A 21786-nucleotide genomic window follows, 5' to 3' on the forward strand; every position below is an offset into this window, starting at 1 on the left:
TAAGGATTTTATCCTTATGTATTTTTGTATCCTCATTCTTCCCTAAGGTCAGCCTTGCCTTCCCGCAGGATTTCGCATAAAAGTAATGCTAAAATGATTTTCGATGAATGTTAAATAACATTCATTTTTATGTTGTTGAATAGCTTTTGTGCAGCATTTTATCGGTTTCTATTTTCAATTCTTTATGTAAAACATTTAAAGCAAATGGTCAATTGCCTCCTGGGCGGCATCCAGAATAGGCTGGTTGGAGAGTGGTTGCCCAACGGCTTTTTGCATCCATACTTCCGGAGTGAGTTGCCCCAACGCAAAAATTCGTTCTACCTCCGGAGCAAACGGGTGCGATTTAAAGTGTTCTTCAAGCTGAAAATGGATTAAGTGCCCGTATGCATAGTTGGGCAGGTACATGGGAGAATTAATCATGTGCGAATAAACAGCCAGAATGGTTTGGTCTTCGATGCCGAACACCGGAGCAAAATATTTGTTCCACACGTTTTTACTGATTTCAAGCGTAGCATTTTTTAGTTCCTCCGCCGTGCAATCCGGATTGCTGTACATCCACTTCCACATTTGCATATCCACCATTGATACACCCATTATTTCGTAAACCGACCAGAGAATATCCAGTGTTTTCAGGTATTCTTTGTCCGGATTTTCATCTTTCATATTCAGCAGGAATAAGTCCCTTTCCTGAAAAACAAATGCGAGTGCTTCGGTAAACGCTGTGTTGGGTACGCCATTCATCGTATAATAGGGTACATCGTGCAGCGAAATGGTTTGTTCTACGTTGTGTCCGAATTCGTGAACCGCAATATTGTATCCTTTATAATCCATTCCTTCATCCGGAATACGGGTGCGCAACCGGGCTTTTTCCTCTTTCATGGATGCGCCCCAGGCATGGCCGGAACCACGTGCAGCATCGACGGTAATTTGGGAAGCGAGGAATGCGGCCTTTTCATTTTCAAATCCCAGGTTTTCCAAAATATTGACCAGGTCGTTTTCCAGCGCCATCGCGTCAGGATATCGTGTGCGGGTGATGGCATTCAGCTTTTCTTCGGGGATTGAACTGCGCGCTTTGAACCCGTCGTACCAGATGTCCCAGGGCTGCAAATCGCGTCCCAGCCGCTTTTTGATGATTTCTCCGGTTTGTTTGAGCTGGGGAGCGCTTAAAAACTCATGAAACAAAGCCTCCACCTCATTCTGCGGAATTTGCATGTAACCTGAAAACGATCTTTTTATGGCTGTATTGAGTACGGGATGATATGGATCGAACGCTTTAAATGCCCTGAAATAATTGATGATTTTCTGATACCTGGTTGCAGGCTCCGGAGTGGCTTCCACAGGTTTTCCGTTTTGAAGTACCTCGTTTTCATACGGTTTCCAGTTGTACTCTCCTGAATTGATGACTTTTTCAGGAATAGACTGGTCGATGATCCGTTGCATCACCCGGTAGATTATTGCCTGTTTTTCAAATCCGTTTTCGGAAAGGGCATAATTGGCTTTTAATTCGTCACGCAGGTTCCAGTGGCTGAGCAAAACCATATTTTCGGGGAAAAGCGTTTTCCCGTTTTTGTCGAGTAATTTTCCCATATAAATGTTGTATTCAGCAATGTAGGCATCTGCTTCTGCTGAAACGGCGGCACTTTTTTGATTGAGTTCAGAAGGCGCCCGCGAATTGAAAATATCACCCATTCTGGCGTATGCCCATTCCTGGTCGGACCAGTTTTTGCCCAGTTCATTTTTTTCTTCGGCAGAATAGAACGGGAAGTTCAGGGCTACCAGGAATGCAATTTTGTTGTCGTAAAAATCATTGTTCAAATGAGCGCCGGCGCTGTAAGCCGAAAACATGTGATCTACCGGATGGAGCGGACCGGTTTGTAAGTCCATGTTTTTTCTTAAGTCGAGGAGCATTTTATTAAAATGGCCAAAAAGGGATTCGAAATAATCAGACATTTTGGTAAAAACCATTTGTTTCTCCTCACTATTTCCGATATAATTGTCAGCACAAAAAGAAATAAAATCTTCTGCCGTACCATCGGTTTGCCGCCAAAGCGATGCCGCATGGCGTACTCCTTTTTCTACGTTTTGCCGGTTGATTTCAGGAAATTTTTCACTGATTTTCTGAATGGCGTCACCGGAATGTTTTTCTGTAATTATCATTTGTGTAGTTGATGTTTCTTTTGCTTTTTGCCCGCAACTCCATACAAGTATAAGAACAAAAATAAGGCTTAGTAACTGTTTCATATCCATGCCGTTTAAACGTTGATAAAAATTTCATGGAAAAATAGGGCATTCCCGGTTGAAATCCAATGATTTTATCACACAAAAAGGAAAATCAAATCGTACCTTCTCCTATATCGATTTCTGATTTCTGTGCACTGTGAAATGTTTTAATGAATATTTTTTGTCAATTGGTTTCTCATTGATTTCCAACTGCTATTTTTGTCATTGTGAAAACGGTTACCGAAATAGTAAATCAACAATTATTTTCTGCGGAAGACCTGCGCGTATTATTAACTGCGAAAGGCAGGGACAGGGAATTATTGTTTGCAAAGGCCCGTGAGGTAAAAGAATCGGTGACAGGAAAAAAAGTTTACTTCAGGGGGCTGGTAGAGTTTTCCAATGTTTGTTCGAAAGATTGTTTGTATTGCGGTATCAGGAAGAGCAATGGTAAAGTAGTACGCTATAACGCTACGGACGAAGAGATCCTTGAGGCTTGTCGTTTTGCCTGGGAAAAACGTTTTGGATCGGTGGTGCTTCAGTCAGGCGAACTGGAATCAAAGTCTTTTGTGCAAAGGGTGGACAAACTGGTGAAGAAGATCAAGCAACTTTCCAATAATGAATTGGGTATTACGCTGAGTTGCGGCGAACAATCACAGGAAACGTATCTCCGCTGGTTTGAAAGCGGTGCTCACCGCTACCTGTTGCGCATTGAAGCGTCGAATCGCGAACTGTATTATAAAATCCACCCGGATACACCCAAACATTCTTTTGAAAAGAGGGTAGAGGCACTTCAGTTTTTACGGGAAGCCGGATATCAGTTGGGCACGGGGGTAATGATTGGCCTGCCGTTTCAAACATCGGACGATTTAGTCAATGACTTGTTGTTTTTCAAGAAGATCGATATCGATATGTGTGGGATGGGGCCATACATTGAACATGAGCACACGCCGCTTTATCAATTCCGGCATCTGCTGCAACCCAAAATGGATCGATTTCACCTGGCGCTCAACATGATTGCTGTTTTGCGTCTTTTAATGCCCGACATCAATATTGCTGCTGCTACTGCGTTGCAGGCTATTGATCCGGCAGGTCGCGAAAAAGCGCTGACTGTGGGAGCCAATGTAATCATGCCCAATTTAACGCCTTGTGAATACCGCAAAGAGTACCTTCTTTACGAAGACAAACCCTGTCTGGATGAAGATGCAGCGCTTTGTCGCAACTGTCTTGAAGCCCGTATTGAATTGGCCGGAAGTGAAATAGGATATGATGAATGGGGCGATTCGAAACATTTTTTTAGCCGGCAGTAGCTCACCCGAGCATTTAGCAAGTAATTGTCATTTAAGCATTTCGTCAGCTAAACACGCCGAATAAATTCAAAATGACAATGACGAGAGCCAGGATTAAAACATAGCGGACATATTTTGCACCGCCTTTCACGGCAAAATGAACACCCAGCCAGGCGCCTGCCATGTTACCCACTGCCAAAACGAGACCGGCAAGCCAGTTCACCTGACCATAGAACATAAAAATGCCAATGGTAAAAATGGTGTAAACTAATACGATATATACCTTAATGGCATTGGCTTTTACCAGGTTGTGCCCGCATCCCAAAACCAGTCCGGCCAGCAATAAAAAACCCACTCCCATCTGGATAAATCCTCCGTATAACCCGATAAAAAAGAAAAGAATGTATTGCAGTAAAGTAGGCTTTGGATGTTGATTTTCTGCACGTTCGGCTACCCATGCGTTTGGTTTCAGGACTACCAGCAGAAGCATTCCTACCATCAGAATGGCAATTATTTTTTCGAGAACCAGCACATTCATTTCAACGGCGATCAATGCCCCGATGACAGAACCTGCTAAAGCCGGAAGTACCAGCCGGAAATCAGACGTCAGATCAAGCACCTTTTTTTGCCGGAACGTGTTAACCCCGATGATATTTTGAAATAAAATGGCAATGCGGTTGGTGCCGTTGGCAACATTGGCCGGCAGCCCTAAAAACATGAGCAGGGGAAGCGTAAGCATGGAACCACCACCGGCTGTGGTGTTAATAAAACCGGCAACCAGTCCGGTACCGAGGAGCGCTAAAATCAGATACCATTCCATCCGAACTTTACTATTTAAGGTTTAAGACTAAAGTACGATGTCTTAATGCAGTATTGAGTCCATTCTGAAAAGGTTTTATTGAATTTAAATCTTCAAAGTACAAAATCGTATTAAATTTTATACTTCCTGTTTTCAGAATGGACTCGATGTTTAATTCCCGTTAAATTATCTGCTCATCCAACTTTTCAACATGAGACTAATAAGCGAAAAGCGGATAATCTTTCATCATTTGGTGTACTTTCGCCCCAACTGTCTTCAGTGTTTTTTCGTCTTCGATATTTGAAATTACATCGTCAATCAGCTGCACGATAACCGGCATCAGGTTTTCTTTTACACCGCGGGTAGTGATGGCCGGGGTTCCCACGCGCAATCCGGAAGTTTGGAAAGGAGAGCGGCTATCAAACGGAACCATGTTTTTGTTGACCGTAATTTCGGCTTTTACCAGTGTGTTTTCTACCTGTTTCCCTGTAATTTCAGGAAACTTGGTACGCAGGTCAATAAGCATAGAGTGGTTGTCGGTTCCACCGGAAATCACTTTATATCCCAAATCCATAAAAGCTTGCGCCATTACCTGGGCGTTTTTTTGTACCTGCGCCTGGTATTCCCGGAAGGAAGGATCAAGCGCCTCGCCAAAGGCCACTGCTTTGGAGGCAATAACATGTTCCAGCGGACCACCTTGCTGTCCCGGAAATACAGAAGAATCGAATAAGGACGACATCATGCGAATTTCCCCTTTCCGGGTAGCTATTCCCCATGGATTTTCAAAGTCTTTTCCCATTAAAATAATACCACCGCGCGGGCCACGTAAGGTTTTGTGAGTAGTAGAAGTAACCACGTGGGCGTATTTTACAGGGTTTTCAAGTAAATCCGCAGCGATTAGTCCTGCGGGATGTGCCATATCCACCATGAACAAGGCGCCTGCTTTGTCCGCAATTTCGCGCATGCGCTGGTAGTCCCACTCACGGCTGTAAGCAGAAGCCCCGCCAATAATCAGCTTCGGTTTATGTTCCAGCGCCAACGCTTCCATTTCATCGTAATCAATCAGTCCGGTATCTTCTTTTACCCGATAAGCTATCGGATTATATAAAATTCCGGAACTGTTTACCGGTGAACCATGTGACAGGTGACCTCCGTGCGAGAGGTCGAGTCCCAGGAAAGTATCACCCGGCTGTAAAATAACGCTCAACACCGACGCATTGGCCTGCGCCCCGGAGTGTGGCTGTACATTGGCCCATTCTGCGCCATACAGTTTTTTGATACGTTCGATGGCCAGCAGCTCCGTTTGATCTACAAACTGGCAGCCACCGTAATACCTGTGCCCGGGGTAGCCTTCTGCATATTTATTGGTCATTACCGATCCCATGGCTTCCAGCACCTGATCGCTTACAAAATTTTCAGAGGCAATCAATTCAATGCCACTTAATTGCCGTTCACGTTCTTTCTGAATAATGTCAAAAACAAGCGTATCTCTTTTCATTTGTGCATAAACTTTGAAATTAAGGCCAAAGGTAAAACATTTTGAATGAGTGTTTGGAAGTTGCGCGGGGGAATTACGCACTAGTTTTAAACAATTAATTTTGGGATGACCTGCGAAAATCAAATTTACTACAAATACAAAAAACGGATGGAAATAACTCCACGACAGATTTTGCCTTTTTACAAGGGAAGGAGCTTTTTTGTCGCGGAGGAGGATGTTCTCATTTCAATTACTCTTTTATCACTTCCCCTTCCGGGTGTCCTTCCATTTTATTGTTTATCATTTCGGGGGGCAGGCCGTTGGCCTGGATGTAAACAGCCGCTTTTTGTGTTTGCTCTCCTGTACTTTGGAAAATATTGTCTTTCAGTATCAAATCACGAGCCGGCGAATTAATGGAGAAACCGTAACCACTGCCATTTGTTCCGTTGTTTTCAATGACATTTTCCAGAAAAGTATTGCGGTGTGGTGCATTCGATTCCCTCTCTCCCCTCAGGTGCACACCGTCGCTTCCGTTTTCAAAAATATGATTCCCGGTGAAAACCACATCGGTATCTTTGTGGCCGGTGCAAATGCCAAACCGTCCGTTGTGGTGAAAGCGGTTGTTTGTAACGCGGCTTTGGTAAACACGCCAGCAGATAAATAGTCCGTCGTTGTCGTTGTGGTGAACATCATTGTTTTCAATGGTAGTGAAAGGTGAGCCCGTTCCCGGGTGCATGCCGGTGTTGCCACTTCCCGAAATTTCGCTGTTGCGGATAGTTACATTTTCTGTGATTTGCCAACTGATGCCTTCGCCATTAAAATTTTTGACATGCACCTTGTCAACGATCACTTTTTTCGATTTAAAAACAAGAATGCCGGCGCTGTTGCATCCGTCGGCAAAAAAGTTTTCCTCCCGGTTTCCGTCCACCGTGAGGTTTGAGACAGTTACATTTGCGGCTTCTATAATTTCAATAACCGAAGAGGCATTGGATATCAGTCCATCCCTGTCTGATCGGTAGTCGCGTTTCAGGTAATCGTCAATATAGATAATATTATCGCGGATATCGGTAATATATGCGGTTGATACATTCCAACAGGAACTTTGGTCTCGGTCGGTAACCTGTATTTTCATTCCCGGGTCAAATCCGTCGGCATTTTCTACGGTGATTTTTAGTTCGCCATAATCGGCATCCACGATAAATTTTGTTTGCACTCCTTTTGCGCGTTTCAAAACTGTTTCCCTGCCGGAGCCGATCAGTCTTACATTCGAACTCATCCGCACCGGTGCGGTAATTTCAAATACTCCTGACGTCAGTTTTACCGTGCCGCCTGTTTTGGCTACTGCATCAATAGCCAACTGAATGGATTGGTTGTTGAATCCGCAAATATCGGCTTCGTTTCCGCCTACCGTCATCTCTTTTTCCACAACCTTTGGCGAAACCAGTGCATCGGCCTTTTCTGTAGCGTTTTGGGCCTTTATGAAAAGTGAGCCCGTTAGAAAGAGGAAAATCAGGAAAAAGTTTTTCATCGCAAACTGGTTTTAATTTTTACTATAAAAAGAAGAAAATTTTCTGCTACTCCAGGTGAATAATATAAACCTGCCGGCTGCCGGAGTGAGTGGAGTTGAATCCAATGATATTGCCGTTTGGACTCCACCGACAGTGAATGTCGCAGCGCCAGTGGCTGTTGAATTCCTCCGGTTGAGTAAAGCGTCCTAAAGGAAGGACAGCCTCCATTTTCATGTCCATCAGGTAGATTTTCTGTTCCCGCAACCCGCGACTGGGGTAGGTGTCTGTTACCATCCATTTTTGGTCCGGGGAGAAAGTGCCGTGTCCGTCGTAGTCCAGCAACCCATTTCCCAGGCGTTTGTAATCCTGCTTTCCAATGGTGAATAAAACGTGCGCATATTGTTTGGCATTGTAGTTCGCAGTTACCATCAGTTCATTGCCGTTCAGCCAGTCGAAATGCGAACCTTCCCAGCCATCGGGAAAGCAGCGCTGCAGGTTACTGCCGTCCCGGTTAACCGTAAACGAGGTGGTATTCCGGTTGGGTATGGCCCGTGCCAGCCAGAAGATTTTACTACCGTCGCGGCTGAATAAGGTGTGGTTGAAATATTCGATTCCTTCTTCCGGGATTTCCGGGACCATCTCTTTTACCTGCGCTATGGACACAATTAACTTTGCATCTCCGGTTTCCAGGTTCACGAGAAACAGACCGTCATCCTCCGGAAACTGCGTGTTTTCTTTGGCATCCTGGCCGTTGCCGCCGTAACCATAATCCGATCTGGTTTTGCGCAACCGTGCAAAGTTAATGCTTACGGCTTCTTTTCCGTTGGACGAAACAGCGCTGACAGGGTAGGGGATGATTTTGATTTCGGCTTTGGTGTGTACGTTCATAATGACAGAAACAAATTTCCCCTCGCGCAGATCGTTAAAAATGATAAGCGAATCGGGCGAAGTGCCCAGCCAGTGTGCCATACATCCCTGTTGAAAATTCCAGGCACGTGTTTGGGTTAGCGGAATAAAATCGTACGTTTTCATGTCAACCAGCCCCAATGTGGCCAAATCGTTTTCGTCCGGAAGCCGGTTTTTGATGTCGGTTTGTAAAACAGTGGCAAATTGCTGGTCGGCGCTCCATGAGTTAATGCCGTAATAGCTGGCAAACAGGTGTTCTTTGCTGCTTTTCGTGATTTGGATGGGCTCGGAAGGCTGGGGAAAGGTAACGGAGATGCCTGATTCTTTTGTGTTTGTGCTACAGGAAAATAAGGTTCCTGTTAATGCAACTAAAAATATTTGAAGAAGGGTTTGTCTATTTTTTTTCAATTTGTGAAGGAAAATCGGATAAAAAAAAAGTGTATAGTTTTTAATCATTTTGATCATTTATTATTGGTTGGATGTACCAAAGATAGAATTTTTCTTTCTATTACTGCGGGGCTTTAGCACTCTGGCAGCGAAGAATGTTGCGATAAATTACTGACCACACCTTTATATCCTGGCACAAGAATTAGTTTCAGGCGATTTTTATTGGCCGTTGGAAATGTCCTGCGGTAATACTTTTTCGAGTTCTACCCATAACGGAAGAATGCGTCGCCCTTCCGTCGCATAAAAAGGAACGAGGTCGCATTTCATTTTAGGAAAGTAGATATCATTCATTTCAATTATATCTGTCGGAATATTTTTATTTTCAGCCCGGATGATGGCTGAACGGGTTTCAAGGAACATTGTTCCCGCCGACTCCAACGGTTGGATGAATTTAAAACGGATGTTGTAATGCCCTTCCCTGATTTGCACCTTCCATAATCCGAATATTTCTTCCTGAGTCCAGATTCCCCGGGGGCCGCCAGCATCATTTCGGTTGAGGTAAACCGGGTTTTCCTGTTCGCTTCCTATTATAATCCGTGGTGGCTCCAGTAAATGTGGAGCGCTTGTTATTTCGAAAAGCAAACGATCCAGTTCTGCTTTCATTTCAACCGCCAATGTTTTGTTTGATGCAAGGATATTGTGCTGTTCATATTCATCTTCCCGGATATTGAAAAGTTCGAATCTTTCAACAGAAGCGTTGTATCCGGTATGCCCCACCAGTTTGAAGGGGCCTTTTTGCAGGGCTATGTTGTTGTATCGTTCGGGGTAGCGTCGTGTCCAGTAAAAAAACAGTGGTCTGTTTTCAAAAGTTTCGATTGATTCTCCGTTTAGTACAGGAAGAAGGCTTTTCCCATCGATAATCCGGTTTCCCGGTAAGTCGGCATGGCATAATTCCGAAAGTGTTGGTAATATGTCAATGTGGGCAGCAGGTACTTCAATGTCCCGGTTTCCTTTAAACAGGGCGGGTAACCTGAAATAAAAGGGTACGCGCACCCCGCCTCTGAAAACACTTCCCTTGCGGCCTCTCATGCCGGCAATGTACCGTCGTTGCTGCGGACCATTGTCGGTCATAAAAATAACGAGAGTATTTTCTGTAATGCGGAGTTCGTCGAGTTTTTGCAGCAGTTTACCCACGTTGTCATCGATATTGGAAACCATGGCATATACCTTTCGAGCATCTTCCCTGTCTTTTTCATTCATTTCCGGAAAGGGGCGGCTGTCATTTTGAAAGCCACTTTCCGGGTCGATGTTTTTGTACCTGTTGTAATATTCTTCCGGAACCTGCAACGGCGTGTGCGGAGCGTTAAAAGACAGGTAACAGAAAAACGGTTTCTGGTAGTTTTTTTCGATATACCCGATAGCTTCCCGGGCAAAAATATCGGAACAATAACCCCTGTAAGCTTTTTGTTTCCCATTGTGCCAGAGTAGGGGATCAAAATAGCTGCTGTCGCGTTTATAAAAGGTGGTAAAATCTCCGGGCTGGCCCATGCCGCCGGAAAGATGGATAAGCGATTCTTCGAATCCCTGGTCGCCGGGTCGGGAAGGGTAGTTATCGCCCAGGTGCCATTTGCCAAAGATTCCGGTAGTGTAGCCTTTTTGTTTTAACATTTCTGCAATGGTGACCTCCTCAGTTGCCATCATGGCGCCTCCATTGTATGTGTCGCGTATTCCGGTTCGCAGCGAATAGCGCCCAGTCATCAGGCTGGAGCGGGTAGGGGCGCAAACCGGTGAAACATAAAACTGGTTGAAACGGATGCTTTCGCGGGCAAAATTGTCGAGCACCGGCGTTTTTACATGTGGGTTGCCTGTAATTCCCAAATCACCGTATCCCTGGTCGTCCGTAATGATAATTATGACATTGGGATGTTGTTTTTTGTGCATTGAGTTCTGCCCCAATGCAGCTATTACCAGAAACGAGAGAGCAAGAATGATTTTACCGGTTTTAATCATAACATACATTTTTGTTCTTCTTCAACAATCATTCTTGCTATTTCAAAATAGGTCTGAACCATTGTTTTGTTTACTGTTTGAACAACAGTGTTTTGAATAAGTTTTAAAAGTTCTGCAACTCTATTGTAAAGATTTTTAGGATTATGTTTGATTCCGGTCATTTGCAATAATTTCAGTTATTACACAAATTTAGTTTTTTAATTTTCATCTTCATCAATCAGTAAATCTCATTTTTCGTCTCATATTTACGTTAGCAATAGTATTTTATCAGCTCCAGTGAAATAGATAATTTACATTAATCTATTTAAGAAGTACTTATGTGATGAATTAAAACTAACGCACTGCGCTGACCCTGCAATGCATTTATAATTTGTTAGTGGCTGGCTTTTTTATATTCATTCTCTCAGAAACTTTCTAAAATTCTTTTGTTACGACTATTCACCAAATCTATTGTTTGAGTTTTATATTTTTTATATTCATCAACTGTTTGAGGTAATGGTGATCGATTAAAGCTGTCAAATGGCAAAGAAAAATTTATTTGCCCTTTTTTACCAACAAAATCCTGCAACATAAAAAAATCAACATAGCCACTAAAATCAACAAATAAATCAAAAAAATCTTTGTATCTCATAAGTGTATCATAAAGTGGACTTTTTTCTTCTTGATAAAAGCGTCTAATGCATTCCAAAGTCAAATCAAACCTGTCGCAAATTATCCTGTTTATACCCCTTGCTTGATTTATAGTAAAACCATTCTTATTGTGAGCAGGAAAAATTATATGACCTCCAATAGTACGAACTTTATATTTTAATTCTTCTCTCTCCAAATCAGACAACCAACCATCAAATTTACCTTTATATTTTCCGTCAAAATGTGGACACATTCTATCGCTAGATAAATTATCGCCTAAGTTGTTTTTTATAAGTAATCTGCCATAGTTGTTGCGTATAATTTCCAAATCAAGAGTTTTTCCACACGGCAACGTTTTATTCCATAATAGTTTATGTGCTTTATACAATTTTTGACTGTCAGTATCAGGATCTCCACAATTACTATCTTTCCGAAAATCAAAATCGATATTAATTTTATTCATGTTAAAAATTCGTAGGTTAAAACCTGTCAAGCTTGCCTGTGACTGTTTGGCTATGAAGCGTAGCTTGTATTGTGCCTGCTGCAAACTATGCTTTATGAGCCTTTTTTAAGCACTGGCTTTTATTATTTATTCATTCAGTAATCACTGATATTCCCATTCCATGAATCGAAAATTCTGGATATTCAGTTATTACTGAATCAGGAATATACTCGTTGTAATATTGTTTTTCGAGCAAATGAAACTTCTCAATTTCATATCTTCTTGTCGTCTTTCCAAATTGGTCAAGAAAGTTGCTGATTTTTTGTTCAAGCCAGGAGTTCATTAAAAACTCATTTAGCTCTTCGTGCTTAATATTCTGCTGTCCAAACTGATTGATATAGTCCAGCGAGAGTTCAGTTGTCAAGTCTTTATAAAAAATTGGTGGTTCAAAATAAAGTGAACGGAGATTATCCATGTCAAAGTCTTCTTTAATCAGGGGTAAGCACTGATTTATCCTGTTAATTGTAGAGGCAAAAAGAGTTGGTTTTTGATTAAATACTCGTAGCTGAACAGAACTATCTCTAACATATTCAGTAAGCCCGATGCCAAGATCAAGAGTATCTTGTCCGACTATCCAACAGTAGGTATACGATTTTGAATAGAATCCAATTTCATATGACTTGTCAATTTTGTTTTCGATTTTCACCAGAACTGTGTCTTGAGCAGTTTTAACAGTTTCAGAGTCAGTCGACTCTTTGGACTGATTAGAATTATGGCAGGACAATAATACCAAAGTGATTATGAATGAAATTATCTGTTTCATTTTTTTTAGTATGGTACACAATAGATGGGTATATGAAACATTTGACATTTCAACGCGATTTTCTATCAAACCGTTACAAAGTTTATTAAATGTACTGCCCTTAAAATTAGTGCTTTCAGCTAAATCTGGCCGAGAGCGATGGGAAGATGTGCGGCTGGAGTCTCAATTTAATTCAAAACTATAATTATAGTCAATCAACTTTCTTTCTGCGTTATTATCAATCCAGGCTTTTTCTTTATGACTGATTTCAATAATCTCGTTTGTTGATGTGTTTTTAAATCTTTCTGCAACCGACTCTAATATTTGCAATTCATTTTCAGTAAACAATTCCTTGTCAAAAGTCTTGTTTGGATTTGTTTTAAATTGTTCTCCTGTACCACCATCGGCAAAATTGGTATAATAAATATCCAATTCGTCTTTGTTGGCTAAATATTCAAAAATACTATTGAAATTATTAGGTACAGGCCCCATTGGAATGGCTCGATACTGAACTCCACTCATTGAAAATCCTGATTGTTTATGCATGATAAAATCAGCATAGAATAACAGCTTATTTAACTTGGTTTTCCATGGTTCAAGTTTCTCGGTAAAAAACACAACCATTTCAGAAAACTTCCTAAAATCTGGTGTTTTAAATCCTGTTAAATTATTGGGACGGCATGTGCCAAAGAAGTAATTCTCCAATTGCTTTTCAAACTTGTTCTTCTTTTGCTCTTCCAATAAATTATCTATTGTCTTATGTGTTTTTTCTATAAATTTCTGGTCAAGTGTTGTGCAGTAATTAACCAGTTTTTTGAACTCATGTGGGTCGTCGGCCAACTGGATTAATTTTGCGTTTGACTGGTTTGGCACTTCGCCTCCTTCGTATTGACGATATCCGTTTGTGCCAAAACCCAATATCTCGGACATCTTTGCTGCCGAAAGATTGTATTTTTCTCGAATTGAAATAATTTGTTCCGGAAAGGGGATGCTGTATTTTACCCTGTATTGATTTACTAATTGATTGTAATTCAATTGGGCAAATGCATCATCTTCAAACTGCTCGCCTGTATCTTCGCATTTGTACGAATGAAATAACACCTTGAATTCGTCTTTGCGAAAACTCATGGTTCTCCACTCTTTTACAATGCTCATTTCTTTACCTGTAAATGGACTTTTCATGATGTTTATTTTTTTAATGGATAATTCATAGGGTGTTCGGCAATATGAAAAGAAATACAAACTGCTCCGTTGTTTTCAATTCCCATACTTACTTTGATGTACACTTCTTTCTTTTTTACCTGTTTGCCAAAAACCCACATAGGCAATATGCCACGCATTTTTTCGTCTAAAGGACCTTGTGAATAATCTTCAGCCTTTAACGAACTTATAATTTCTTTACGTTTGGCAGGTGAAATTTCTAAATCGTGCAGCGTTTGTTGATTCTTGCCGCGGTCATCAAGAAACAGTATGCCGAAAATTTCCATTTTCACCTTTAGTTCCTTTAAGTATTTTTCAACTTCTTGTTTGGATGCCATATATAAATTAAAATCGATGTAAAGATACGGTGTGTCTTTGTGTTTTGCAACTTTAAAGTTGATAAAATGTTACTGAATACATTCTGTTGAACTTTAAAGTTGGTTTTAACAAATTAAATCTCATTTCAAAATACTTAACCATTGAACAATGTAGGCGGGTTGACAAAAAAGCATGTGTGTGGTTGTGAAGGGCAGTCAAATTCTTGCTTTTGTGTGCTGGTATTTCCAACAGAAATCCCACCCGACCCGCAGGAGGTGACAATTTGTTGTGTTGCGTTTTTTTTAATTTAAAAATTTAATTGATGGAAAATATTTCACTTTCCCTTTTCTGTAGACAATAATTGTATTTAAAATAATCAATAAAATATTATATAAATATAATCCTCCGTATATAAAAAGTATGGAGCCAAATCCAAACGGAATCAGTGAAACACGTAAAATCACACTTAGGGTTGGTAAAATGAAGACAATAAATAGTATTATCGTCCATGTAATCTGAAAGTTCAGGATGGATTTGCCAATAGAATCTACATTTCTAATTTTGTCCTTTTTAATAACCCAAATGGCCAATGGAATTATTGTTCCGAGCAATGGAAATGCTAAAAATCCTAACTGAGATAAATTGAGCATTGTTAGTATATTCTTATCTTCTTGTACTCTCCATTCAATTACATCATCTGGTGATACTTTTAATGCTACAGCTAATCTTTTCAGAGTATCGCCTCGTGGAACAGATTCTCCATTTTCAATACGTTGAATAGTTCTCAGACTTAATCCTGTCTTGTCCGCAAGCTCCTCTTGGGATAGTCCTTGCTTAATTCTTAAATCTTTTACTCTTTTTTGTAATTCTAAATTTTTCATTGCTCATGAATTTTAAATTATTGAGTAAAAGTATATTGTCTCAATAGTCAGTTTAACGTCGAGTTTACGACTTTTATATGCCAACTTTGTCATTAGACCAAATTTCAGTTATTAGTACCAGTTTGTCAATATGCAATACAAGGGTTGGCATAAGTTTTTATAGCGGATTTCCGGAGCGACTTTCTGGCGGACAGAACGGAAAATAGTGCGGGAATGTCCCACTGCACCCGCCATAAAATTTATACATTGTTAGCTTTAGTTTTTTTATGTTTGTCAGTGCGGTACTCCAATTGCTTCCTGGTTATAAATTTATAGACACGTTTTGATTCCGATAAAGAAAAAATGAAAAGAATTGTCACAATTATAAATTCTCCAATAATGCCAAATTTTAGCCAGTTATTATTAAACTCCACAAATACTTTATTAAAGACAATGATGAAAAACATTGAAACTAATATCATGATTGATATTATAATCCAATAAAAAATACTTCTTGGTTTGAAAATGTAATTATTTACTATCTCTTTCTCCCAAAGACTTATGTTTTCATTACAGTAACTGTTGATTTTTTCTTCAAGTTTGATAATATAACCGCTATGAATATTTTGCACGCACATTTGAGAAATTGCATATAATACAAAAACAACTGCGAGCTGCGATAAAATTAATAAAATAAGGACTCTTGTTTGTTCGTGTTTAATTATATTCTCGTCCCAATATATCCCAAGTGCAAAAAGTAATATTGTCAGAAGAACAAAAATAGATTTTTGCATACCTTGTTCAAAAAGTATAATTTCTTTTCTGAGTTCATTCTTTTCGCTAAGAATTATATCTATCTTCTTGTCAACAGAAATTTTCATAGTAGTAAATTCAAAATTAAAGCTAACGGTCACTTGTAAGTTGTCGCTGCGAATTGCGGGTGATTGGCCGTCCGCAGGACGAAAGACAATCATGCGGGAATCCGAGGAGACAATCTACACCAAACACAGTAATGCAATTTACAAAACCTATGTGTAGGTTTTATTCCATTTCATCAATAAATGTTTGTAATTTATCAATATATTTTCCAACGTGAAATCCATCTATAAGTGAATGATTTGCCTGTACCGAAAAAGGCAACAATGTCTTTTCTCCTTGTTTATAATATTTTCCCCATGATATTCTCGGAACCGAATCGTTTTTATTCAATGATATAGTATGGGAGATATGGGTAAAAGAAATCCAGGGAATACAGGTAATGTATATCAAATCATCTCTTCCAATTAGTTTGTCCAGTCCAAAATAATCCTTTTGATTTTTACTTGTTTGATTAGCTGTTTTTTCAAACTCACAAATATCATCGGTTAACTCTACTGTTACCATTTTGAACAAATCATCTTCTTTGTTTTTGTTCATGTCGGTAAAAGAAGGATGTATCTTATCGTGTAACACGACTTTATCATCCCGTATCCGGTATTTAAAGTTTTCAATCTGGTTTATTACTGTCGTGGCAGCAAATACCATTGAATAATAAAACGACAATCCTTTTTGTTTGGTAAACTTCATAAAATTGGAGACATCTATATCCATACAAATATTGAATTGCGGATAATCCATTCTGTGAAAAAACTCATAGTGTTCTTTTCGTTTCCAATTTTCTAAATCAATAAATTTCATTTTTTTTTGTCTGTCAATTGTACAATGCTGTGTTCTTTTTTGCTTCTGACTAACGTAAAAATAAACATCAGATTATCAGTCGTTTGCTTTTTTGATGTTTTGCTCATTTTCATCTGTTCTACTCCTTCAATTTTACATTAGCATAAAAAGTCATTGCTAGCAGTTGTTTTTCCCATTTTCAGGATACTTTTCAAATGCTAATTTTTCAATTTCTTCTTCTGGCAATCCTTTTTCTTTTAACTCTCTGTAATATGTTGCCCTGAGTCCAGCTAAGTCATCGAACGGATGACTTTCTAGAATTTGCAAATGCTCCTCATGCTCTTTTCTACTCCAATTTTCGTTAAGAACAGAAAGAAGTTCTATTTGCTTGTCAAAGGCTATTCTTCTGCAATCTTTGTCCTCAATTCTATTTTTTAGTTCATATTTAAAAGCCATTGAGGTGGTAATACCTGAAAAAATCCAGTATAAAAGTTCATCAAGATTTTCAGTTGTTCTTCTTTCAAATTCTGCTCCTCTCTCAATTAGCACATAATGAAGTCTCCCTTGTTTGTCTATTTCAATAAGTGGTAGCGCGTCTCCAGATGAGAATCTATGTGTCGGTAACAAATTGGCAGGTGCATCAATCTTTTTCGCCAATTCTTCGACTTTTTTTCTAATATGTCGATACCCAATTTTTGCCATTTTAATCTATTATTTGAAATTCAATATGGTCATGTTTTCTTATTATGCCTGTCAATACCGAAATAAGTTCATCGCCCAAATTTTTCCTGCTTTTTGTAAAGTTTGTCCAGATAAGTTTTAGTGTTTCATTGTAACTGAAAACTCCAAAATCTCCACATAGAATATCATTAAAAGCGTCCAGGTTATGACCCGTTTTAACGTTTATATCTTTTGTTAGAACTCTGTCCACCTCGTCATAGAATGTTTCAAGGTCAGAAAAATTATCTCCGTCAATTATTGCAATTTTCTGTTCCATTTGCTTCATTTAGAATAACCGATAACGGCTTGTTATTTATTTGTTCGTCATCAATTTTTATAAATCTAATAATATTTCCTCTCTTTTGTTTTATCAAGAGTTCTTCAATTTTTCCGCTTCCATTCCTTTCAAAAATGAAGTCTCCTAAGAGTAGTTTTGAAGAATTAAATTCGTCAGGTTTACCTTCAATTGGTTTAAGAAGTATTTTCTCAATTGAATTTTCTGCGAATAAAGAATCTGTTTGTTCGTGGATTCGGTAGGTTATTAAAAGTTCAGTATTTAAATATATTCCATTGAAATCATTTAAGCCTTTCTGATAAACCAACTTTGTATTATCCTCTTTTTTTTCGGATTCTTCTCTGAATAAATTTTTGTATTTATTTATTTGTTCTCTTGGGACAGAGTCTTTTACAAACATTTCAGCAACAGAAAATGCGGAGCGCATAATATAACTTGAACCTGAATTGCTCAGTAAAACCAAACCAATATTGTGTTCTGGATACAATATTGTTAGATTTCTAAAACCCTGAAATACACCATCGTGCCAGTAACAATCATTTCCTCTTTTCATTAAACCATAAGCGTAAGGCACTTCTTTTCCAGTATTCAGGGTATCTGTTTCTAGCATTTGAATGATTAATGGATTTTTTCTAGAGTATTCGGATAATAAATATTTTGTCCAAGTAGTCATATCGATAAGATTGGAGTAGACAGAGCCTGTTCCTTGAGGGCTTATGTTATCACTTGTTCGGTTATACCTGTAATTTTCATACAAATATCCGTAAGCTCTATTATTTATCAGGTCTGCACTGCTTCTTTGGAAAACAGTTTCAGTCAGACCTGCTGGCTTAAATACATTTTGGTTTATCCAGTCAAAATAACTTGTGTCAGTCACGTTAGTTATTAATTGTCCTAGCAAAACATAATTTGATGAGCAATATTGAAATTTATTACCTGTCAGAAAATTCAGATTCGATTGACTCTTGATTATTTTGTAGATATTTTGATGTGTTGCAACATTGTTGAAAGTTTGTCCAGATGCAAGAAATATATACGGCCAATCCCAAATTCCACTAGTATGATGGATTAAATTTCTAACCTGTATAGATTCCCAAAGTTTATTCTCATTTTGAATATAATTTGCAACTTCAAGACTTGGATTAATCCTTTTTTCTTGGATTAATTTTGAAATACCATAGCCAGTAAATTGTTTCGACACCGAAGCTAAACCAAAGAGAGTTGAACTTGTAATTGGTATCTTATGCTCTAAGTCAGATAATCCAAAACAATTCTGGTAAACAATCTTTCCCTCTTTCACAACAGCAATTGCACAACCAGGTCTTTCCGATTCATTAAATACAGAATATAGACTATCTATTATTACATCATAATTCTTAATGGAATTCTGCGCACTTAAACCAATTGTAAGAAGAGAAAAGAGAATCAGTAATTTCAGTTTTGCTATCATTTTCGTTGTCTTGTCTTCAATAATAAACGCTAACGGCAGTCTGTCTAAAAAGTAAAATTAAGCCGCCGAGATTTCAATATTTCATTCTTTTCAAAGTTAGTTACCCGAATAATTACTCCTTATAAAAGGTTTTTAGACAGTTTGACGGTCACTTGTAAGTTGTCGTTGCGGATTTCGGCGCGCGTTCCTGTCCGAAGGACACGGAACTACGAAACGAGAATCCGCAGTTGGCGAACCAGCGAACCCCGCCCTGCAATGTGTTCTTTGTTACCATTAGTTATTTATAATATTTTTCCCAGATTTCATCCAATTCTTTTCCTGTCCGTCCATATTTCTTAATATAGTATGCTGCACCTTTATACCTTGCTTTAATATCTTCTCTTTCCTCATAAACATTGGAATAAGATTCTATAATTGGTTTATCTAACAATATTTTGGAGTATTTAAATTTGTTTTCCCCTTCTAAAGTTACGAGTGTTTTATATTTCAGTCCAATTATTGCTTTTTCAAAGTCTTCGCTGTCAAAGTCAAATGATTGACTCTCTAGTTTTATTATGCTGTCATTATATTGGATATCAATAACCAGAAAATAGTGGTGGATTCTGTTACTCTCAGTCTCATATTTATAAGTTAATCTGCATTCAACTTCTGTTCCGTATTTTTTTATCGTTTCTCGTGCATTCTCTCTTGACTTATCTGCAATTTGTCCTAAATATGAAATTCCAATAATCATTGCAATGGCAATAATAGAAAGTATTATTCCGGCAGATTTCATAGAGATTTTTGGCGAATTTTTCTTGTTATTATTTAACTTTTTCTTAGTCGTCATATCAGTTAAATCTGGTTTTTGTTACAGACTGGGTTTTAATTTTTACTATTCTATATCTACCAATTCATAACTTGTACTTCGTCCGCCTCCTTCAGTTTTTCTCAAAATATTTTTATTTATTAAGTCCTGAATATCTCTCAAAGCAGTATCTGTTGAGCATTTGGTAATTTTTGCCCATTTCGATGAAGTCAATTTTCCATCAAATCCATCAAGTAATTTATTAAGAAGTAATTTTTGCCTGTCATTCTGAAGTTTCGTTGCATTTAAATTCCAGAATTTGTGTTTGTAAATTACTTTCCCCAGAACTTGGTTTGAAGAATTTAGCGCATTGAATAAGCACATTAAAAACCATTCCAGCCAATTTGTAATTTCTACAGTTCCTTTTTGTGTTTTTTCAAGATTATTGTAGTACTGCTTCCTTTCTCTGCTTATTTGTGCAGACATGCTATAAAATCGTTGTGATATTCCGTCCGACTTTGCTAATTGCATATCAGTTATTGCTCTGGCTATTCTACCATTTCCGTCTTCAAAAGGGTGAATAGTGACAAACCACAAATGCGCAATTCCTGCTTTAATAACAGGGTCTTGTCCTTCATTTTTGTTGAACCATTCTAAAAATTGGTTTATTTCATTCTCAATAGTTGAAGCGTCCGGAGCCTGATAGTGAACTTTTTCTTTTCCCAAAGCACCGGAAACGACTTGCATTGGGCCTGTTGAGTCGTCTCTCCAGTTTCCAACAATCATTTTATACATTCCACTTCTTCCAGTTGGGAATAGGGCAGCATGCCAATCAAAAAGTCTTTCTTTTGTTAGTGGTAGAGAATAATTTTGTGTGGCATCCAACATCATTTCTACAACTCCTTCAACATCTCTGTCGGATGGAATTAATCCTGAAATTTCCATTCCCAGACGACGAGCCAACGATGAGCGCACTTGCTCCCGATCTAAAATTTCTCCCTCAATTTCGTTTGATTTTATAACATCAAGAGTCAATGTTTCTAGTGTTGCTTCATTTCTAAGATCAAAACCCAGTGATTCCATTTTACCCACAAGCTTTCCTTGTAAGTTTCTTACTTTTCCTAACAACGAGAGCAGTTTTTCATTGTCCCATTTAAAGTTAGCCCAACCTTCTTTTTGATATATGTAAATTTTTATTCTCCGCAACATTTGCGATAAATATACTACTTATTCTCCGCATATTCATTTTAATCGTCGCAGATTATGCGACAAATAAAGATATTAATCGCCGCATATTGTTTTTTTAAACCCCGCCCTGCAATATGTACATTGTTATGGGCTGGGTTTTATTTTAATCTGTAAGCAATACCTAAACTTAAACATATTGCTGTCATTTTCTGATTTCCGTCCTCCAACTTCGGATTTGAAATAAAGTAGTCACTACTAATCAATAAACACCATTTTTTTGCAAAATTATAACGAAATGACGCACCCAAATCAAATGAGATTCTGGTTCCTTCATTTTTTTCATATTCACTTAGGTCAGATGTCGCTGACACAAAACCAATCATTCCCTTCAAATCAAAATCAAGTTTTTCAATAACAGGAATTGATAACATTGGACCTCCCATCAAACCGCCATAGCTCCATATTGCATCAACTCCATTAATATTGGCAGAATAGGCAGCACCAAACCAAGATGCAGAAATTCCAACGTATTGCCCAAAAATGTATCCAAAATTTATTGGGTTAAAATTGATTCCCCATTCAGCAAAACCAGCATTGACATTACTAGGTGAATTATCAGCAAAATCACCAATGGGAAACGATGGTCCTAATGAAATACCAATTAAACCTTTTCTATCTAAACTTTGCGCAAATACATTGCCACTCAGTACAACTAGGGATAAAATAATAATGAACTTTTTCATTCGAATTCGTTTTAGCTTTATAATAGGTTGTCGTCTTGTTATATTATTATTTACTACTAAAAGTTAATTCTAAGATTTTTTTGATGGTAATTTTTGTTTGTC

At 38.6% G+C, this 21786-nt stretch carries 21 protein-coding genes; 1 reads left to right on the plus strand and 20 read right to left on the minus strand.

Annotated features, from left to right (window positions below; genetic code table 11):
• Window positions 1-195 precede the first annotated feature (195 nt).
• On the minus strand, window positions 196-2241 hold the full coding sequence (locus D1164_RS10865; RefSeq protein ID WP_119350198.1) for a hypothetical protein: 2046 nt from the start codon (window positions 2239-2241) through the stop codon (window positions 196-198).
• 206 nt (window positions 2242-2447) lie between these two features.
• Here D1164_RS10865 and hydE point away from each other — a divergent pair, with 206 nt between their 5' ends.
• A complete protein-coding gene (hydE, locus tag D1164_RS10870; protein ID WP_119350008.1) occupies window positions 2448-3527 on the plus strand; it encodes a [FeFe] hydrogenase H-cluster radical SAM maturase HydE in 1080 nt (359 codons plus the stop codon).
• 43 nt (window positions 3528-3570) lie between these two features.
• On the opposite strand, the gene D1164_RS10875 is transcribed toward hydE, so the two are convergent.
• The 19 genes from D1164_RS10875 to D1164_RS10960 form a co-directional block, all read right to left on the minus strand.
• A complete protein-coding gene (locus D1164_RS10875) occupies window positions 3571-4326 on the minus strand; it encodes a sulfite exporter TauE/SafE family protein (protein WP_119350009.1) in 756 nt (251 codons plus the stop codon).
• A 196-nt stretch (window positions 4327-4522) separates the two neighbouring features.
• Entirely contained in the window at window positions 4523-5803 is a 1281-nt protein-coding gene (gene glyA / locus D1164_RS10880) for a serine hydroxymethyltransferase (protein ID WP_119350010.1), read from the minus strand.
• A 229-nt stretch (window positions 5804-6032) separates the two neighbouring features.
• Window positions 6033-7310 (minus strand): right-handed parallel beta-helix repeat-containing protein, encoded by a 1278-nt coding sequence (locus D1164_RS10885; RefSeq protein WP_119350011.1) that lies wholly within the window; start codon window positions 7308-7310, stop codon window positions 6033-6035.
• A gap of 46 nt (window positions 7311-7356) precedes the next feature.
• Window positions 7357-8604 (minus strand): TolB-like translocation protein, encoded by a 1248-nt coding sequence (locus D1164_RS10890; protein ID WP_147372154.1) that lies wholly within the window; start codon window positions 8602-8604, stop codon window positions 7357-7359.
• Window positions 8605-8802: 198 nt separating this feature from the next.
• Window positions 8803-10593, minus strand: a complete 1791-nt coding sequence (locus D1164_RS10895; RefSeq protein WP_119350199.1) for an arylsulfatase — start codon at window positions 10591-10593, stop codon at window positions 8803-8805.
• On the minus strand, window positions 10590-10754 hold the full coding sequence (locus tag D1164_RS23765; protein ID WP_194074853.1) for a DUF1016 N-terminal domain-containing protein: 165 nt from the start codon (window positions 10752-10754) through the stop codon (window positions 10590-10592). Before D1164_RS23765 ends, D1164_RS10895 begins: the two co-directional genes overlap by 4 nt.
• A gap of 242 nt (window positions 10755-10996) precedes the next feature.
• Complete coding sequence (locus D1164_RS10900; RefSeq protein ID WP_119350013.1) at window positions 10997-11686, minus strand: DUF6994 family protein; 690 nt, start codon at window positions 11684-11686, stop codon at window positions 10997-10999.
• A gap of 130 nt (window positions 11687-11816) precedes the next feature.
• Window positions 11817-12488, minus strand: coding sequence for a hypothetical protein (locus D1164_RS10905; protein ID WP_147372155.1), 672 nt, complete (start codon window positions 12486-12488; stop codon window positions 11817-11819).
• A 162-nt stretch (window positions 12489-12650) separates the two neighbouring features.
• Window positions 12651-13649, minus strand: a complete 999-nt coding sequence (locus tag D1164_RS10910) for a type II toxin-antitoxin system antitoxin SocA domain-containing protein (RefSeq protein WP_119350015.1) — start codon at window positions 13647-13649, stop codon at window positions 12651-12653.
• Window positions 13650-13654: 5 nt separating this feature from the next.
• Entirely contained in the window at window positions 13655-13954 is a 300-nt protein-coding gene (locus D1164_RS10915; RefSeq protein WP_241558282.1) for a toxin, read from the minus strand.
• A 333-nt stretch (window positions 13955-14287) separates the two neighbouring features.
• Window positions 14288-14866 carry a helix-turn-helix domain-containing protein gene (locus D1164_RS10920; protein WP_119350017.1) on the minus strand — a complete coding sequence of 193 codons (579 nt, stop codon included), beginning with the start codon at window positions 14864-14866 and terminating at the stop codon, window positions 14288-14290.
• Between the two features lie 239 nt (window positions 14867-15105).
• Entirely contained in the window at window positions 15106-15726 is a 621-nt protein-coding gene (locus tag D1164_RS10925; protein WP_147372156.1) for a hypothetical protein, read from the minus strand.
• Window positions 15727-15886: 160 nt separating this feature from the next.
• Window positions 15887-16522, minus strand: coding sequence for a chloramphenicol acetyltransferase (locus D1164_RS10930; protein ID WP_119350019.1), 636 nt, complete (start codon window positions 16520-16522; stop codon window positions 15887-15889).
• Between the two features lie 156 nt (window positions 16523-16678).
• Entirely contained in the window at window positions 16679-17203 is a 525-nt protein-coding gene (locus tag D1164_RS10935) for an Imm63 family immunity protein (RefSeq protein ID WP_119350020.1), read from the minus strand.
• A gap of 1 nt (window position 17204) precedes the next feature.
• Window positions 17205-17498, minus strand: a complete 294-nt coding sequence (locus D1164_RS10940; RefSeq protein ID WP_119350021.1) for a barstar family protein — start codon at window positions 17496-17498, stop codon at window positions 17205-17207.
• Window positions 17473-18966, minus strand: coding sequence for a serine hydrolase domain-containing protein (locus D1164_RS10945; protein ID WP_119350022.1), 1494 nt, complete (start codon window positions 18964-18966; stop codon window positions 17473-17475). Before D1164_RS10945 ends, D1164_RS10940 begins: the two co-directional genes overlap by 26 nt.
• A 277-nt stretch (window positions 18967-19243) precedes the next feature.
• On the minus strand, window positions 19244-19795 hold the full coding sequence (locus tag D1164_RS10950; RefSeq protein ID WP_119350023.1) for a hypothetical protein: 552 nt from the start codon (window positions 19793-19795) through the stop codon (window positions 19244-19246).
• Between the two features lie 45 nt (window positions 19796-19840).
• Window positions 19841-20962 carry a Fic family protein gene (locus tag D1164_RS10955; RefSeq protein ID WP_241558280.1) on the minus strand — a complete coding sequence of 374 codons (1122 nt, stop codon included), beginning with the start codon at window positions 20960-20962 and terminating at the stop codon, window positions 19841-19843.
• Window positions 20963-21099: 137 nt separating this feature from the next.
• Entirely contained in the window at window positions 21100-21684 is a 585-nt protein-coding gene (locus D1164_RS10960; protein WP_119350024.1) for a hypothetical protein, read from the minus strand.
• Window positions 21685-21786 lie beyond the last annotated feature (102 nt).

This window comes from Mariniphaga sediminis (assembly GCF_003573545.1).
GTDB classification, from domain to species: domain Bacteria; phylum Bacteroidota; class Bacteroidia; order Bacteroidales; family Prolixibacteraceae; genus Mariniphaga; species Mariniphaga sediminis.